Below are 17,075 nucleotides of genomic sequence, written 5' to 3'. Positions count from 1 at the left end.
CTTAAATGCGTTAGGACATTCCTCATCCCAAAAGCCAGGCCCGAAATAAAGGCGTGTCCCCTTAAATGCGTTAGGACATTCCTCATCCCAAAAGCCGGGCCTGAAATAAAGGCGTGTCCCCTTAAATGCGTTAGGACATTCCTCATCCCAAAAGCCGGGCCCAAAATAGAGGTGTGTCCCCTTACATACGTTGGGGACATTCCTCATCCCAAAAGCCAGGCACAAAATAGAGGTGTGTCCCCTTACATACGTTGGGGACATTCCTCATCCCAAAAGCCAGGCACAAAATAGAGGTGTGTCCCCTTACCTTAGAGACGAAACGGGGTTTTATCAATGCAATTTAGCGAATTACTGCAATATTTACTCACGGGCCTTACCCTGGGCGGAATATACGCTCTTATCGCCCTGGGGTTTGTGACCATATACAATGTCACCGGCCACATTAATTTTACCCAGGGAGAATTTGTAATGCTCGGGGCGCTTATTACCGCAAGTCTGGTCAAGGGTGGAACCGGGCTGTGGCTGGCGGTTGCGGCTGCCATATTACTGGTGGGGCTTTTCGGGGCGCTGTTTGAACGGGCGGTAATTTATCCCGCCCGCAATTCTTCGGTGGTTACAATTATCATTATAACCATCGGTTTTTCCGTGGCCATACGCGGGGGGGCGCTGCTGGTCTGGGGAACCCAATCCTACCCGCTGCCCTCCTTTTCCTCCGGAGAGTCGCTGCAAATACTGGGAGCCGCCTTAAACACCCAGAGTATCTGGGTTCTGGCCTTAAGCCTGCTGGTGGTGGCGGCGCTGTTTGTTTTTTTCGAGCGCACGGCCCTGGGCATGGCTTTGAAAGCCTGTGCCATAAACCGTCTGGCTGCCAGGCTGATGGGAATCAGCCCCCAGCGCATGTCCCTGCTGTGCTTTACCCTTAGCGCCATGCTGGGAGCCCTGGCGGGTATTGTTATAACCCCGATTACCACGGCAACTTACGATATGGGTCTAATGCTGGGGCTGAAGGGTTTCGTGGCGGCTGTCCTGGGGGGGTTGACCAGCACCACCGGGGCGGTGGTGGGGGGCTTTCTGCTGGGGGTGCTGGAAGCGCTGGGAGCCGGTCTGATTTCTTCCGGTTATAAGGATGCCATATCCTTCTTGATTTTGCTGCTGGTATTGCTGAAGAAACCCAGCGGTCTGCTGGGCAAACCGGAAAGCAAACGAGTATAGCCAAACTTTGATAATCCGGGGGTTGAAAGGTGATTCAATCAGGACTATTGAGCAAAAAGGTTGCCCGGTATTTGCTATTTTTGATTTTTATAGCTATTTTGGGAACCCTTCCGCTGCTGATGCCCAATACCTATTATCTGGGCAATATTGTTTTAATAGGAATCTACTCAATTATGGTCATAGGGCTTTGCCTTTTAATGGGTTATGCCGGCCAGGTTTCCCTTGGGCACGCCGCCTTTTACGGGCTGGGAGCATACGGCTCGGGTCTGCTGACCGTGAACTGGGGCTGGCAGCCCCTGCCGGCCATGCTGGCGGCGGCCCTGATAACCGCGCTGGTGGCATTTCTAATAGGCATATCAACCCTGAAACTCAAGGAGCACTACCTGGCCCTGGCTACCCTGGGTTCCGGTGTGATAATCTATATCTTTTTCAACGAACAGGTAAATTTAACCGGAGGCCCCTCCGGCTTTTCCGGTATTCCATATTTCTCCATAGCTGGCTGGGAATTCGGCAGCGAAATTAGATATTACTACCTGGTGTGGTTTTTTGTATTGCTGGCCGTGGCTTTTGCCAGAAACCTTGTCAATTCCAGGATAGGCAGGGCTTTAAGGGCGCTGCACGGCAGTGAGCTGGCCGCCGCCTGCATGGGGGTTCCGGCTTATAAATACAAGGTTCAGATTTTTGTGCTCAGCGCCGTATACGGTAGTATTGCCGGGAGCCTGTACGCCCATTACGTTACCTTTATCAGCCCCTCGCCCTTCGGCTTTCAGGCATCGGTGGAGTTTGTGCTGATGGCGGCCATAGGAGGCCTGGCCAGCATATGGGGGCCTATTTTAGGTGTTGCGGCCGTGTTAACGCTGACGGAACTGCTGCGGGCCCTGGTACCGGTTTTGATACCCACGGCGGGGGGAGAATTTGAGATAATATTTTTCGGCCTGATTCTGGTGGCGGTGATGATATTCATGCCTGAAGGGCTGACAGGAGGGATTAAAAACCGCTGGGCCAAAAGAAAGAGCGGCTATTATTCCGGAAAAGAACAGGCGGAAGGCCCGGCCCGGAACGTGGCTTTACCCCCGGCCGCGGACGGGAGGGCAGCGGAATGATTATACTGGAAGTTACCGGGCTGTCAAAACACTTTGGCGGCGTGACAGCGGTTAATTCTGTCGATTTCCATGTAAGCCGGGGAGAAATTGTATCCATAATAGGACCCAACGGAGCCGGTAAAACCACTCTGTTTAACCTGATTTCCGGGGTGGCTGGTCCGGATTCGGGCAGTATTAAATATAACGGCGAAGAGATAGGCGGAATGCCGCCGGATCGGATTGCCGTCCTGGGGGTTACCAGGACCTTTCAAAATTTACAAATATTCCGGAATATGACGGTGGTGGAAAATGTTATGGTTGGCGCCCACCGCCTGGGGCGGAAAGGGTTGCTGCAGGCCGGGGTTCGCTGGCCCGGAGTGGCCTCCGAGGAGTCGTTTATATACGGGCGGGCAATTGCCGCGTTAGAACTGGTGGGACTCGGGGAGAAAAAGGATATGCCCGCCGAAATACTGCCTTATGGGGAGCAGAGGCTGCTGGAAATTGCCAGGGCCATGGCCCTGGAACCGGATTTAATTCTGTTGGATGAGCCTGCCGCCGGTATGAACCAGGGGGAAACCAATGGATTGGGTGAATTGATATCCCGCTTTCCGGAAATGGGAACCTCGGTATTGCTGGTGGAGCATAACATGGAAATGGTTATGGCCGTTTCACACAGGATTGTGGTTTTAGACCACGGTTCGAAACTGGCGGAAGGCACTCCGCTGGAAATTCAACAGGATTCACGGGTTATATCCGCCTACCTGGGTGAGGAGGTATTTTAAATTGCTTGAGGTTAAGAATCTTCACACCAGGCACGGCTGGAATCACGCCTTAAAGGGAGTAAGTTTCCGTGTTCCCGCCGGGAGTCTGACAGCCATAGTGGGGGCCAATGGAGCCGGAAAAAGCACTTTGCTGGGGACGGTGGCGGGAATTTACAATCCTTTCCGGGGGGAAGTAGTGCTGGAAGGCCGCCAGGTGCAAAGGCTGCAGGCGGAACAAATGGTCCGGCAGGGGATCAGCCTGGTTCCCGAACACCGCCAGATTTTTGATTCCCTGTCCGTGGAGGATAACCTGATGCTGGGGGCCTACCCCCGCTGGGGCGGTGACCGCAGGGAAATAAAAAGGGATATGGAGGACATTGTCAACCTTTTTCCAGCCCTGGGGGAAAGACTCGGGGATCCGGCCGGCGGCCTCAGCGGCGGAATGCAGCAGATGCTCGCCATAGGCCGGGGACTGATGAGCAGGCCCAAGGTATTGCTCCTGGACGAACCTTCCCTTGGTCTGGCGCCCCTTTTGGTAAAAGAGATTTTCAACACCCTTAACAACTTGAGAAAAAACGGAACCACCGTGCTTCTGGTGGAGCAGAACGCCCGGGCCGCCATGTATGTGGCCGACATGGTATACGTGATGGACCAGGGGAAGATTATGCTGGAGGGAAGGCCGGATGAATTGAAAAAAGACCGCCGGGTTCAGCAGGCATATCTTGGCAGGGGGTAGGATAAAAATTTCAGCGCGGGATATGAAGGAAGTCAGACTGCTGACTGGCGAAAATAGAGGAATTTGTCCCAAAATGTTGAATGACAAGGCAATGATTCCTATGTTTAACTTGAATCGTTGCTTTTTTATTAAGGCAACAGCTTATCGGTTACCCCGAAAGAGAGGGTATTATTAGGTAGATGCCTGAATTTGACTTTGAGGAAATGTTCAACGAGGCTCCACTGCCGGCATATATACTGCAAGATGGCGTTTTTCGCCTGGCCAACAAGGCCATGGCCGGGATAACGGGCTACAGTGCCGGTGAATTGCCCGGCACTCCCTTTACGTGGCTTTGTCACCCGGATGACAGTCCGGGCTTGATTAATGTTGTCAAAAAGTTGCTGGACGGGGGAGAGCATCCCGTTAGTCATAATTTTAGGGGTGTTAACAAACAGGGTGATACTTTGCTGGTAAAAACTTACCTGTCCCGTATTGAATTTGACGGACGCCCCGCCGTTCTCGGACAGGTCATTGACGAAACCCGGCAAAGCCTGGCGGAGGAAAAATTGTTGGCGGACCGCCACAGGTTTTTTTCCGTTTTAAATGAACTGCCTGCCGTGGTGTACCTGCAGTCCCCGGATTACACCATTCCCTTTGCCAACCGCCTATTAAGGGAGCGGTACGGCGATCCCGAAGGAAGATTTTGCTACGATATATTTCACGGCAGGAAGACGCCCTGTGAGATTTGCCGCACGTTCCGGGTATTTAAAACCGGCCGGACGCAAAAGCGGGAAAAATTCAGGGAATCCGACGGTGGGGTCTTCGAGGTGTATGATTACCCCTTCTGGGATGTTGACGGCTCTCCTCTTGTTTTGGAGCTTTGTATCAATATAACTGAACGTAAGCAGGTGGAAAGGGCGCTGCAGGAAAGCGAAGCCCGGCTCAGGCGCATTACGGATAACATGCTGGATTTAATCAGCCAGACCGATATCAGGGGCAAATACCTGTATGTAAGTCCTTCCCACGGTCCGGTGCTGGGTTACAAACCGGAATACTTCCAGGAAAAAACCATTTTTGATTTTTTACATCCGGAGGATCTAAAAAGAATCACAGAGGAATTTTACAATTCTATGCGGACATCTTCATCGGGAAAGGCCGAATACCGCTTCAGACACGCGGATGGCCGGTACCTCTGGCTGGAGACCGTAGGGAACCCGCTGTTCGATGACAGCTGGTCGGTTACCGGGGCAATATTCAGCAGCCGGGATATTACCCGGCGCAAACAGGCGGAGGAGGAGGCTGTTCGCCAGAAGGCTTATTTTCAGCAGCTTTTTGAAAGCTCTCCGGAAGCCATTGTGATACTTGGCAACAACAACAGGATAATCAATGCCAATAAAGGTTTTAAACAGCTGTTTGACTATTCCATTGGAGAAATAAAGGGCAAGTTATTAAATGATGTTATAGTTCCCGGGGAATTTTCCGGGGAGGCTGCTTTTCTTTTTGATACCGTAAGCGGCGGGCAGGTTGTACAAAGGGAGGCGGTGAGGAAGAGAAGGGACGGAACCCTTGTGGATGTGTCCATACTGGGTTTTCCCATTGTGGTGGACGGCAAGCAGGCGGGGATTTACGCCATTTACAGCGACATTTCCGAACGCAAGCAGGCAGTGAACAAGCTTACCTATTACAGCATGCATGACCAGCTTACAGGATTGTACAACCGTACTTTTTTTGAGCGGAAAATGCGGGAACTGGCGGCCGGCGCCCATATGCCTTTTGGTATAATCGTATGCGATGTGGACGGGCTCAAACTAATCAACGACACCATGGGACACGATGCCGGGGATGCTTTGCTGAAAGCGGCGGCAATGGTTGTGAAAAAGTGTTTTCGCCAGGGCGATACGGTTGCCCGGATCGGGGGCGACGAATTTGCCGTGCTGCTTCTCCAAAGCGGCAAGACGGTGGTGGAAAATGCGGTTTTAAGGATCAGAGCGGGGATAACGGGCTATAATGAAACCAATCCCGAATTGCCCTTGAGTATTTCCGTGGGCTTTGCCATAGCCGGCGGCCCGGGGGCAAATCCCGGGGATATTTTTAAAGAAGCCGACAACAACATGTACCGTGAAAAGCTGCACCGCAGCCGGAGTGCCCGCAGCGCCATCGTAAAAACACTGATGAAGGCGCTGGAGGCCAGGGACTTTATTACCGAGGGCCATGCCGACCGGCTGCAGGATCTGGTGGCCGGACTGGCTGTGGCCCTGGGGCTGTCCCGGCGCAGGATAACTGATTTAAGGCTTCTGGCCAAGTTTCATGACATAGGTAAGGTGGGGGTGCCCGACCGCATCCTATTCAAACCGGGCCCCCTGACTCCGGAAGAATTCGCGGAAATGCGCCTGCACTGCGAAATCGGTCACCGCATTGCGCTGTCCGCGCAGGATCTCGCGCCCATAGCCGATTGGGTTCTAAAACATCACGAGTGGTGGAACGGCCAGGGCTATCCCCTTGGCCTGAAGGGGGAAGAAATACCCCTGGAGTGCCGTATTCTGGCGATTGCCGACGCCTATGACGCCATGACCAGCGACCGGCCCTACCGGAAGGCCATGCCTTCCGGAGAGGCCCTGAAGGTAATAAAAAGCTGTTCCGGAACACAGTTTGACCCGTACCTGGTTAAAGCCTTTGAAAAAAACTATAAAATTTTTGAGGAAAAAAAAGGTATTTTTGAAAAGGAAGAAAAAAATATATAAAAGGAATCTTTAATAAAACGGGGAGGGGTTATATATGAAAGGCAAATTATATCTTGCTTTATGCGTGTCAATTCTGGCAATGCTGCTGGCGGCATTGCCGGCGGCGGCCGACGGCCCGGGCCTGAGCGTCAACAGCGACCCGGTGAAAATGGTCAAGCTGGAATTGAAAAATGATATTGTCATGATAGCGGCCGACGACTATGCCCGTATTGCCGGGGCGGACATTAAATATCCGGCGGAAGACAAGCTGACCATCGAGGAAGACGGAAAATCCCTGGAGATGACCATTGGCCAGACCGCTGCCCAGTTGGCCGGGCAGACATTAACCGCGCCCGGAGCCCCGGAGAAATCCGGCGACCGTGTGCTTATACCGCTTCGTTTCGTGGCTGGAATCTTCGGGTACGATGTCGGCTGGGACGACCGGCAGCAGCTGGTATCCCTTGCCCGCAAGGAAGTCAGAGACGGCATGTCCCCGGAGGAATTACTGGCAAAATCCACTAAGGCTTGCCAGGAATTCAATACCTATACCATGGAAGGCGATTTGGACATTCAAATGGAAGCTTACGCCGACGGTAAAAAGAACGAGGAAATGCCCGGCGGTTTTACCAGCAGTTTATATGGACAATATCAGAACGATCCTTTCGCCGTGTATATGAAACAAACAATAAAACCGGAGAGCCCGGATTTCCCCCTGGGAGAAACAGTGGTGGAAACCTACATGACCCAGGAAAACATGTATATCAAAATGCCCGGGCAGGAGTGGAGCAAAATGGATATGCCCTTCTCGCCGGAATTTTTCAAGCAGCAGCAGGATATCCAGTCGGATCCCCTAAAGGCTGTCGCCCAAATGAAGGAATTCGGTATAACGTTAAATTTCGGCAACAATGAAAAAATCGACAACCAGGAGTATTACGTGGTCAATGCCGCCATGGACATGGATAAATTTAAAGAGAGCTACCGGAAAATAATGGAGCAGGTAATACAAAACGTGCCCGGGGAGACGGAGAGCCAGGACCCTGGGCAGGAAATGCAGAATTTCATGCAAAGTATGTTCGAGAAAATGAAATTTGATTGTTACTATACATCTTATATCAATAAAAATACCCTGGTTTGCGATATAGTAAAATTTGACATGAAAATGAATTTCGATTTGGACCTCCCCGGGCAGGAGGCTGCTGAGGGCGACTCCGCAAAGCCCGCCCAGAAGGTGGAGATGGTGGTTACCAGCCGGGGTGACTTTAATATCAGGGACTGTGGAGAGCCCTTTTCGGCCCCGGATATAAGCGGGGCGTCCCAGGCCAACTAATCAAAAAAGGCCAGGCTGTTGCCGGGATTTACAGGCGGCAGCCTTTTTTTCAATAATAGAATATAATTTGCCACATTCAACAGGGGGGTTAAAAGTGCAAAGAAAGCATGTTTTGATATCCGGCCGGGTACAGGGCGTCTATTTCAGGGTATATACCAGGGAGGCGGCAGTCGGTTTCGGGCTCCGGGGCTGGGTGAGGAACCTGCCGGACGGCCGGGTGGAGGCGGTGTTCGAAGGAGAGGAGCAGGCCATTGAAAAAATGCTTGAATGGTGTTGGAAGGGTTCCCCTTCGTCCAGGGTGGACAAAGTTGAAATAATTGACGGGCCTTACCGGGGTGAATTCGCTGATTTTGTCATAAAGGGCTGATATTGATGTATATGCCTTATTTTTCATTGCCTCCCGGATATTAGTTGGATATAATCAAAAATAACTTTATATCAACGGGGGTTACATGAGAGGTAAAAGGAGCTGGCGGGTAAAAAAGGAATATCCCGCACTGATAAAAATTTTTCAGCACGAGCTTGGCGTTTCACCTGTTTTCGCCCGCTTGCTGATTAACCGGGGAATATACACGGTGGATGACGCCAGGTATTTTTTAGAGTCGGATACCGGGATGATGTTTGATCCCTACCTCATGGCGGACATGGATAAAGCGGTCCGGAGAATAACCCGGGCCGTGGAATCCGGCGAAAAAATACTGGTTTACGGAGATTATGACGCCGACGGCACCACAAGCACGGCCCTTCTGGTAAAGGTGTTGAGACGGCTGGGCGGAGAGGCGGGCTATTTTATTCCCCACCGTTTGGACCACGGTTACGGTCTTCACCTGGACGCGGTTAATAACGCCCGGGAGCAGGGATATTCCCTGCTGATAACGGTGGATTGCGGAATCAGCGGCTTTGCGGAGGTGGAAGCCGCGGCGTCCGCGGGAGGGCCCGACATTGTTATAACCGATCACCACGAAGTGCCTGAAAGGATTCCGCCTGCGGCGGCGGTGGTCAATCCCAAGCGGCCGGACTGTCCTTACCCCTTTAAGGAACTGGCCGGAGTGGGGGTCGCCATAAAGCTTGCCCAGGCATTGCTGACTAAATCCGGCTACGGAGAAGACGCCTGGCTTGAATACCTGGACCTGGCCTGCCTGGGAACAATTTCAGATATAGTGCCCCTCCAGGGAGAGAACAGAATACTGGTTAAACATGGACTTCCCAGGCTGGCCAATACTTCCAGCCCGGGTTTGCAGGCGCTTATTTCCGTGGCCGGGCTGAAGCCGGAACGCCTGGGAACCAGGGATGTGGCCTTCGCGCTGTCCCCGCGCCTCAACGCCGCGGGGAGAGTGGGTGAGCCTTCCGCGGCGGTGGAGTTGCTGCTGTGCGACCACCGGGAGGCGGCCCTGGAGATGGCTGCCCAGCTGAACCGGGGCAACCAGGAGCGACAGCAGATCGAAAGCCTTGTGCTGGCCGAAGCCCATGGAATGCTGGACGCCTCGCCGGAGTTGGCCTCCCAAAGGGTAATCGTGCTGGGGTCCCGGGGCTGGCACCCGGGGGTAATCGGTATAGTGGCCTCCCGGCTGGTTGATAAATATTACCGTCCGGTGCTTATGGTGGCCATGGATGGAGAGGAAGGCCCGGGTAAGGGCTCCGGGCGCAGCATCCCGGGGTTCCATCTGTACGATGCCCTTTCCGGCTGCAGAGATTGCCTTTTGGGGTTCGGCGGTCATGCCCAGGCGGCCGGATTTTCCGTAAGTCCGGACAGATTGGAAGATTTGCGCGGGGCAATTAATGATTATGCGGCCAAACAGGTGCCTGATGGAATATATACGCCGGAATTGGAATTGGACGCCACGGTTTCCCTGGGAGATATCTCCCAACAACTGGTGGAGGAATTGGAAATGATGGCGCCCTTTGGCCACTGCAACCCCGGGCCGCTGCTGGCCTGCCGGGAAGCGCGGCTGGTATCCTGCCGGGAAGTTGGGCGAAACGCCAGGCATCTTAAGTTATTGGTGGGGGAAAAGGATGTGGTTTTGGACGGAATTGCCTTCAACATGGCCTCCCGGGCTCCGGATATATCCGCCGCGGCGGCTGTGGACATGGCTTTTGTGCCTTCCATGAATTATTGGAACGGCAGGAAGTCCGTCCAGCTGGAAGTGCTGGACATTAAACCGTCAAAAAAAGGTTTTGTAAATGCTGCTGCTGAAAGTAAAGACAACCCCTGGGGCGTCGGGGATTATCTGGAGAAATTAGGCTATGCGGCTTATTTGCCCGAATATGTTTCCGGCCGCCTGGGAGCCATAGACTCCATGGCGGATATCGGCGCTTCATCCGAAGGTGGTTTTGATGGCAATATATTAAGCTTAAGCTCATCCGAAAAACCGGTGAAGGAAATCTTTCCAGTTATTAAAAATAAATGGCGTATACCTCACCGGCCGGCTAATATTAAAATGATGGCCTTCCAGCCGGGCAGAACCCTGGTGGTGGCATGTTCACCCAGCCGGACGGTGGAAGTGGCCTGTTACCTTCTTTTTTCCGGGATTTCCGCTGCCTTTCTGCATCAGGGGCTAAGCGGGGAAAACCGGGAATATTTGAAGGCCAAATTTGTTTCCGGAGATATAACCGTGCTGGTGGCAACTCCCGGAATGCTTCCCGGATTGAAAGAGGCGGAGTCCAGCAGGGTGGTATTATGCGATCCTCCCTTTTGCAGGGAGGAATTGCAAACCGTGGAGGAGTATGCCAGAGGAACGGACATTTACGCGGCATACAGCAGCCCGGGTTTGGCAGAATACAGGGAAATTATTGAAGCAAGCTTTCCCCCCAGGGAAAGCCTTGGCATAATATACAATTATCTGCGCAGGGAATGTTCCGGCGGGTTATTGGATCCGGTAAAAGCTGCGGCCCGGCTGCGCGCCGGCGGGGTGGCCAGGGCCGGCGAGAATACCCTTGCGGTCTGTCTGGCGATTTTTTCCGAATTGGGGCTGGTTAAATATACATATATTGATGGTATTTACCAGTTTAAACTGCTGCCGGTGAGTAAAAAGAAGGATTTAAGAAATTCTCCGGTTTATGCCCGGGGAAGGATAATAAGGGTTGAGGCTGAAAAATGGTGGGGAAAGCTGGAGGGTCTGACAGCCTGCCGTTAAACCCAAGGTTGACTGATTCCCGCGTCGTAGTGAGGCTTAATCACAATTCAGGAGGGAAACATGGATTTAAAACAAAAAATAAGGGTAATACCCGATTTCCCCAGGGAGGGAATCAGCTATAAGGACATTACCACCTTGCTCCGGGACGGGGCGGCATACAGGTATGCCGTGCAGGAACTGGCCCGGCAGTGCGCCGGCAAGGAAGCCGATTTGATTGTTTGCCCGAAGAACCGCGGTTTGCTGTTGGGAGCGCCGCTGGCCTACATTCTGGGACTGGGGCTGGTTACCGTGCGCAAAGCCGGGCAGCTTCCCGGAGAGGTCTTTACCTGGCATTACGACCTGGACTTTGGGGGAGAGGAGATGGAGGTGCACAAAGACGCCATCCTTCCAGGACAGAGGGTTATAATTGCCGATGAGCTTCTGGCCACCGGGGGAACAGCCTATAAAAGCGTCAGGCTGGTGGAAGAACTGGGCGGTCAGGTTACAGGAGCCGTTTTTCTTATTGAGCTGACCGGATTGGGCGGAAGACATAAACTGAGGGACTATGACACTATTTCCCTAGTGCAGTATAATTACTAATATAGTAAGTCTTTACGGGTACGAAGTGATAAGGCTTTGGCATAAGTTATGATAAATATCCAAAAGGCCGTTCAAAAACCGGTGTGACGGGATGGGAAGAGCCTGGCGGGACCGGCGTAATTGGTGAGGGGATACGCCCGGCAGCCTGATAAAGCCGGACCTGGTTTTTTAACGGCCTCCTGGCGGAGATGGCGGGAAGACGGAATGAATATCGAGGATGTTGTACAAAAATTAATACATTATAATCCCAAGGCAGACGTGACACTGCTTCACCGGGCCTATCGCTTTGCCGAGGAGGCACACCGGGGACAGCGCCGCTTTTCCGGCGAGGATTTTATCATTCATCCCTTAAACGTGGCCATGATTTTGGCAGAGCTGGAACTGGACATGGAAACCCTTCTAGCCGGTCTGCTTCATGACGTCGCCGAGGACACCAACAGGTCCCTGGAGGATATAAAGAACGAATTCGGGGAGGAAGTTGCCCTGCTGGTTGACGGGGTCACCAAACTGGGACGGCTGGAATTTAAATCCAAGGAGGAGCAGCAGGCGGAGAACCTGCGTAAAATGTTCCTGGCCATGGCAAAGGACATAAGGGTGATTTTAATTAAACTGGCCGACCGCCTGCACAACATGCGCACCCTGGTGTACCAGCCCGAGCACAAGCAGCAGGAAATATCCCGGGAAACCCTGGAGATATATGCGCCCCTGGCCAACCGTCTGGGGATTTACAAGCTTAAGTGGGAGCTTGAAGATCTGTCTTTCAGATTCATGAACCGCCGGGCTTATTACGATCTGGCCGAAAAAATAGCCAAAACCCGCTTTAAGCGGGAGGAATACATCCGGGGTGCCATAAAAGTCCTTGCTGAGAAACTTAAATCCATGGGCATCGAAGCGGATATACAGGGCCGTCCCAAGCACCTCTACAGCATATACCAGAAGATGCAGAAAAAACAAAAAGACCTGAGTGAAATATATGACGTTATGGCTGTGAGGGTGATTGTTCATTCGGTTAAGGACTGTTATGGCGCCCTGGGTATAGTTCATACCCTGTGGAAACCCATACCCGGCCAGTTCGACGATTATATCGCCATGCCGAAATCCAATATGTACCAGTCCCTGCACACCTCGGTGATGGGCTACCAGGGCGAGCCGCTGGAAATACAGATCCGTACGTGGGATATGCACCGCACATCGGAATACGGCATTGCCGCCCACTGGCGCTACAAGGAGGGCGGCCGGGGTGACAAGGAACTGGAACAGAAACTGGCCTGGCTGCGCCAGCTTCTGGAATGGCAGCATGATCTCAGGGACGCCAGGGAGTTCATGGAGACCCTGAAAATAGACTTTTTTACCGATACGGTTTTTGTCTTCACCCCCAAGGGCGACGTGGTTGAACTGCCCTCAGGCTCGGTTCCCGTGGATTTCGCCTACCGGGTGCATACCCAGGTGGGCCACCGCTGCGTGGGCGCCAAGATTAATAATAGGATCGTCCCCCTGGACTACAAGCTGAAAAACGGCGACATAGTGGAAATCTTGACCTCCAAGTCCATAGCCGGGCCCAGCCGGGACTGGTTAAACTTTGTTAAAACCTCCCAGGCCAAAAACAGAATCAGGCACTGGTTTAAAAAGGAACAGAGAGAAGAGAACGTGGCCAAGGGCAGGGACATACTGGAAAAAGAGGCCAGGAAGCACGGTATTGAACTGGAGCTTATTAAAGGGGACAAAGTGCTGGATTTCGGGAAAAAATACAGCCTGCAGACCATTGACGACGTTTATGCCGCCGTGGGCGACGGGGTTATAACCTCCCTGGCAGTGATCAATAGGCTCAAGGAGGAATCAAAGCCCCGGGAAAAGGGTACCCTGGCCGAAGAACTGCAGAACCTGGTAACCGAGAGCCGGCCAAAGCCCGACTGGGGCCGCCCCACCCAGGGAATCAGGGTGCGGGGTATAGACAATTTGCTGATCAGGCTGGCCCACTGCTGCAACCCGGTGCCCGGGGATCCTATTTTCGGCTACATTACCAGGGGCAGGGGGGTGTCCATTCACCGCCAGGACTGTCGCAATCTGGCCGTTTTTAAGCGGGCCGAGGGGGATAGGCTGGTGGAGGTGGCCTGGGACGAGGATTTCCAGGCGCCTTTTCAGGTTAAACTGGAAATATCGGCCATGGATCGGGCCGGCATGCTCAGCGATGTTTTAGCCGTCCTGCTGGAAATGAAAATAAGCGCCAACTATGTCAATGCCAGGGGACGCAAAGACTCCGCCACCATTGAACTGCTGCTGGAGGTAAAGACCAGGGAGCAGCTGGACTACATCATAGCCAAAATAGGCAGGATCAAGGATGTATACGGTGTACAGAGAACCAACTGATGGATGGAGCACCTTTATTATTGGAGCGTGGGAAAATGCGAGCGGTTGTTCAGAGGGCGGCCCGGGGCTCTGTTGTCGTGGAAGGAAAGACCGTGGGGAAAATAGGAGCCGGGGTTGTGGTACTCCTTGGCGTCGGCCGGGAAGACGGCCCGGAGGACGCCCGCTACCTGGCGGGTAAAATTGCCAACCTTAGAATATTCGAGGATGAGCAGGGCAAGTTGAACCGTTCCCTGCTGGATACCGGCGGGGCGGCTCTGGTGGTTTCGCAGTTTACCCTGTATGGTGACTGCCGCCAGGGCCGGAGGCCCGGTTTTTCTGATGCCGCCCCGGCTGAATTGGGCGGGGAACTGTATGAAATGTTTGTGGGTGAGATAAAAAGTTTGGGCCTGGAGGTAGCCACCGGGGTTTTTCAGGCGCACATGCAGGTGGAAATTATCAACGATGGACCGGTAACCCTGCTGCTGGACAGTAAAAAAACTTTTTAGGAAGCCGCCGCCGAGTTGTCTCCGGGCTCCGGCCGCAGTGTGCTTTTGCCTTGTCCGGTTTCGCCCTTTGCGCCATGCTTGTTTATTGAACGGGTTTTCGGCCGGTGCTTGAACCTTGGGCTAATTTCCAAATTTTCCAGTAATTCTATGGAGGAGGTATAATAGTGATTTTTGAAGGCTTTTCCGTGGGTCCCATGGATTCCAACTGTTACATTATCGGCTGCCGGGAAACTCTCCGGGCGGCTGTGGTGGATCCCGGCGCCGAGGGCGCAAGAATACTGAAGAGACTGGAAAGTCTAAACCTGGATTGTAAATACATAATATTGACCCACGGTCATGTGGACCACATAGGGGCCTTGCAGCAGGTGCAGGAAGCCACCGGCGCCCAGGTGCTGATACATTCCGCCGACGCCGCCATGCTCACCAATCCTTCCCGTAACCTTTCGGCCTTCATGGGGGCCAACATTAAGCTGAAGGAGGCCGACCGCCTGCTAAAAGACGGAGACACCTGCGATGTGGGTAAGATTCAGATTAAAATCATTCACACCCCGGGCCACACCCCGGGAGGGATAACCCTGGTTGTCGGCGACAACCTCATTACCGGGGACACTCTGTTTGCCGGGTCGGTGGGCCGCTCGGATTTTCCCGGGGGAGACCACGGGCAGCTAATCGCTTCAATTAAAGACAAATTACTAATTTTTCCGGAAAAAACCGGAGTATATCCCGGTCACGGACCTTCTTCCACCATTGGCGAGGAAGCGAAGCACAACCCCTTTCTTAACGGGACCTGGTAAAGCTCCTTTTAGCTTGATTGGTTTGCTAAGCAAAATTTTCTTCAGATAAACTTGGAGTCGGGGACATTCCTTTGCTGAATTAGTATGGAAATAGGAGATTATATAATAAAAAGGCGTGTCCCCTTACTTTAAATTATTTGCTAATGACAGGATAACTATCTCTGTCTTTTTTTATTTGCATAAGGAAAGAAACCTAAGGAGGCCGTGGCAATCCGGGATTTGCCGGATATAGCCAACCGGCTTCAAAAATAGGCATCAAAGTTTATAATTTAAAATTCAGTTAAATTTATTGACCCTATTCCGGGGATATACGATAATCGATTTGTAAGTTTTTTTAGAATTACCGGATATCTTGTTATAAGTGAGGGGATAGCGTGGAAAAAAGGAAATTTACCCGGGTTCCTTTCAGGGTGGAGGCTTCTGTTAAATACAAGGATATGGAATGCAGGGGAGAAGTGGAAAACTTGAGCTTAAGGGGCATGTTTTTAAGGATGCCGGAAAAAATATCCCTGGGTGAATGTGTGGATATCACCATATTACTTGCCGGGGACACATCAAAGTTGACTATTGATTTAAAGGGGAAAGTGGCCAGAACAGACCCGGACGGCATCGGCATAAAATTTCAGGAAATAGACCTGGATTCCTTTGTGCATCTAAAAAACATCGTGACATACAATAGCGGCGATGCGGAAAAAATTATGCAAGAATTCATCAATGCGGCGGAAAAGGGCGGGGAAACGGACGGTTAACAGAGTCCATTTCCCTTTAAATAATACCCCAGCTTTTGAAATTCGGCCCGTATTAATTCGTCCAGTTCCCGGCGATAAATGGCGGCGGCGGGGTGATACATGGGTATAATCGCCATATCCCCGGCCTTAAGCAGCTTTCCATGGCAGTTTCCAATATTGTATTGCTTTCCGCAAATCCATTTCAGCGATATATTTCCCAGGGTCACCACGGTTTTGGGCCGGATTATAGCCAGTTCACTGTTCAGCCAGTCCCCGCATGACGGGATCTCCCTGGAGGGGGTTCTGTTTCTTCTGCCGCCGTTGGATGTTGGCCGGCACCTGACAACGTTGGTGATATATACATCCTCCCTGGCAAGTCCCGCCAGGGCAAGATAGCCGCTTAGCTTTTTACCCGCCTCCCCCGCGAAGGGAATACCGTATTTCACCTCATTGGCCCCGGGAGCTTCCCCCACCAGTACCGCCGCCGCCTTTTCAGGATCGCCGTTGTCCCGGACCGGATTGGTTCTATCCGCGGCCAGCGGGCATTTGGTGCAAAGGGCTATGTCTTTATACAAATTATCAAGCTTTTTCAGCATTGTCTGCTTCGCTCCTGCTGTTCATAATAATTTCCGCCGGTAACCTTTTGTGTTATTGTGGTGTAAATTTCCCGCCTGGCAGGAAGATTAATTTTCACCCCCGTCAGCCCTGACTGTTACCACTATAGCCTTGCAGCAGTCCTCATTGCGGATGACGAAGCACTGCTCATTTTCCGTTATACTGTAAGGTCCGCTGGCTTCAATAACTAATCGCTCCCTGGAATAACCCTGTTTTTCCACAAAGAGCATCCTGCCCAGAGGCACGGTTTTGCTGGATGCCAGAACCGCCATGTCCAATCCCCCCAAACTTTTTTGCCGCCGGCCCCGGGCGGCGGCAAATTTATTTATAGTTCTATAACACCGCCGATAATCCTCCAGGCAGCCGGCTAGTATTTAAGGGGTTTAAGGGGCTGGTATGGAAGGAATATTCGCAATAGTGCGGAAATATATAGGTACAGGGATGCGGGTATGGGAACAAATCTTCTTAAATTACGCAAAATCTCATAATTCTAAACAATATAATATAGGAGCGTCCCCAATTTCCGGTGTGGGGACAGGTCTTCCCGGGCTACCTG

Annotated in this window: 15 protein-coding genes; 13 read left to right on the top strand and 2 right to left on the bottom strand. The window is 52.4% G+C overall.

Features of this window, described 5'->3' with window-relative positions; all coding sequences use genetic code 11:
• Positions 1-333: 333 nt before the first annotated feature.
• The 13 genes from DCCM_RS11690 to DCCM_RS11625 all read left to right on the top strand — a co-directional run bounded on the left by DCCM_RS11690 (position 334) and on the right by DCCM_RS11625 (position 15,925).
• Entirely contained in the window at positions 334-1,212 is an 879-nt protein-coding gene (locus tag DCCM_RS11690) for a branched-chain amino acid ABC transporter permease (protein WP_104372574.1), read from the top strand.
• A gap of 29 nt (positions 1,213-1,241) precedes the next feature.
• Positions 1,242-2,315, top strand: a complete 1,074-nt coding sequence (locus tag DCCM_RS11685) for a branched-chain amino acid ABC transporter permease (protein WP_231702754.1) — start codon at positions 1,242-1,244, stop codon at positions 2,313-2,315.
• The gene (locus DCCM_RS11680; protein WP_104372573.1) at positions 2,312-3,076 is read left to right on the top strand and encodes an ABC transporter ATP-binding protein; all 765 of its coding nucleotides are present in this window, start codon (positions 2,312-2,314) and stop codon (positions 3,074-3,076) included. The genes DCCM_RS11685 and DCCM_RS11680 overlap by 4 nt, the downstream gene beginning before the upstream one ends.
• A gap of 1 nt (position 3,077) precedes the next feature.
• On the top strand, positions 3,078-3,791 hold the full coding sequence (locus DCCM_RS11675; RefSeq protein ID WP_104372572.1) for an ABC transporter ATP-binding protein: 714 nt from the start codon (positions 3,078-3,080) through the stop codon (positions 3,789-3,791).
• Between the two features lie 179 nt (positions 3,792-3,970).
• A complete protein-coding gene (locus DCCM_RS11665) occupies positions 3,971-6,511 on the top strand; it encodes a PAS domain S-box protein (protein WP_104372570.1) in 2,541 nt (846 codons plus the stop codon).
• Positions 6,512-6,545: 34 nt separating this feature from the next.
• Positions 6,546-7,817 carry a copper amine oxidase N-terminal domain-containing protein gene (locus tag DCCM_RS11660; protein WP_104372569.1) on the top strand — a complete coding sequence of 424 codons (1,272 nt, stop codon included), beginning with the start codon at positions 6,546-6,548 and terminating at the stop codon, positions 7,815-7,817.
• A gap of 94 nt (positions 7,818-7,911) precedes the next feature.
• Complete coding sequence (locus DCCM_RS11655) at positions 7,912-8,184, top strand: acylphosphatase (RefSeq protein ID WP_104372568.1); 273 nt, start codon at positions 7,912-7,914, stop codon at positions 8,182-8,184.
• Positions 8,185-8,269: 85 nt separating this feature from the next.
• On the top strand, positions 8,270-10,951 hold the full coding sequence (gene recJ / locus DCCM_RS11650; RefSeq protein WP_104372567.1) for a single-stranded-DNA-specific exonuclease RecJ: 2,682 nt from the start codon (positions 8,270-8,272) through the stop codon (positions 10,949-10,951).
• 60 nt (positions 10,952-11,011) lie between these two features.
• Positions 11,012-11,530 carry an adenine phosphoribosyltransferase gene (locus tag DCCM_RS11645; protein ID WP_104372566.1) on the top strand — a complete coding sequence of 173 codons (519 nt, stop codon included), beginning with the start codon at positions 11,012-11,014 and terminating at the stop codon, positions 11,528-11,530.
• 204 nt (positions 11,531-11,734) lie between these two features.
• Positions 11,735-13,897 (top strand): RelA/SpoT family protein, encoded by a 2,163-nt coding sequence (locus DCCM_RS11640; protein ID WP_104372586.1) that lies wholly within the window; start codon positions 11,735-11,737, stop codon positions 13,895-13,897.
• A gap of 35 nt (positions 13,898-13,932) precedes the next feature.
• Positions 13,933-14,382, top strand: coding sequence for a D-aminoacyl-tRNA deacylase (gene dtd / locus DCCM_RS11635; protein WP_104372565.1), 450 nt, complete (start codon positions 13,933-13,935; stop codon positions 14,380-14,382).
• Positions 14,383-14,546: 164 nt separating this feature from the next.
• Positions 14,547-15,176 (top strand): MBL fold metallo-hydrolase, encoded by a 630-nt coding sequence (locus DCCM_RS11630; RefSeq protein ID WP_231702753.1) that lies wholly within the window; start codon positions 14,547-14,549, stop codon positions 15,174-15,176.
• Between the two features lie 374 nt (positions 15,177-15,550).
• A complete protein-coding gene (locus DCCM_RS11625) occupies positions 15,551-15,925 on the top strand; it encodes a PilZ domain-containing protein (protein ID WP_104372564.1) in 375 nt (124 codons plus the stop codon).
• On the opposite strand, the gene DCCM_RS11620 is transcribed toward DCCM_RS11625, so the two are convergent.
• Entirely contained in the window at positions 15,922-16,500 is a 579-nt protein-coding gene (locus DCCM_RS11620) for a uracil-DNA glycosylase (protein ID WP_104372563.1), read from the bottom strand. The two genes, DCCM_RS11625 and DCCM_RS11620, sit on opposite strands and share 4 nt — an antisense overlap.
• An 87-nt stretch (positions 16,501-16,587) precedes the next feature.
• Positions 16,588-16,791, bottom strand: coding sequence for a hypothetical protein (locus tag DCCM_RS11615; protein WP_104372562.1), 204 nt, complete (start codon positions 16,789-16,791; stop codon positions 16,588-16,590).
• Positions 16,792-17,075: the final 284 nt, after the last annotated feature.

Source organism: Desulfocucumis palustris (assembly GCF_002933875.1).
GTDB classification, from domain to species: Bacteria; Bacillota; Desulfotomaculia; order Desulfotomaculales; family Desulfocucumaceae; genus Desulfocucumis; species Desulfocucumis palustris.
Note: the sequence above shows the minus strand (reverse complement) of the source record. Positions and strands in the feature narration are given on the sequence as shown.

Excerpts from the sequence above, each read along its gene's own strand:
- DCCM_RS11690 (WP_104372574.1), top strand. The coding sequence starts at position 334 with ATGCAATTTAGCGAATTACTGCAATATTTACTCACGGGCCTTACCCTG.
- DCCM_RS11660 (WP_104372569.1), top strand. The coding sequence starts at position 6,546 with ATGAAAGGCAAATTATATCTTGCTTTATGCGTGTCAATTCTGGCAATG.
- DCCM_RS11665 (WP_104372570.1), top strand. The coding sequence starts at position 3,971 with ATGCCTGAATTTGACTTTGAGGAAATGTTCAACGAGGCTCCACTGCCG.
- DCCM_RS11640 (WP_104372586.1), top strand. The coding sequence starts at position 11,735 with ATGAATATCGAGGATGTTGTACAAAAATTAATACATTATAATCCCAAG.
- DCCM_RS11645 (WP_104372566.1), top strand. The coding sequence starts at position 11,012 with ATGGATTTAAAACAAAAAATAAGGGTAATACCCGATTTCCCCAGGGAG.
- DCCM_RS11615 (WP_104372562.1), bottom strand. The coding sequence starts at position 16,791 with ATGGCGGTTCTGGCATCCAGCAAAACCGTGCCTCTGGGCAGGATGCTC.
- dtd (WP_104372565.1), top strand. The coding sequence starts at position 13,933 with ATGCGAGCGGTTGTTCAGAGGGCGGCCCGGGGCTCTGTTGTCGTGGAA.
- DCCM_RS11680 (WP_104372573.1), top strand. The coding sequence starts at position 2,312 with ATGATTATACTGGAAGTTACCGGGCTGTCAAAACACTTTGGCGGCGTG.
- recJ (WP_104372567.1), top strand. The coding sequence starts at position 8,270 with ATGAGAGGTAAAAGGAGCTGGCGGGTAAAAAAGGAATATCCCGCACTG.
- DCCM_RS11620 (WP_104372563.1), bottom strand. The coding sequence starts at position 16,500 with ATGCTGAAAAAGCTTGATAATTTGTATAAAGACATAGCCCTTTGCACC.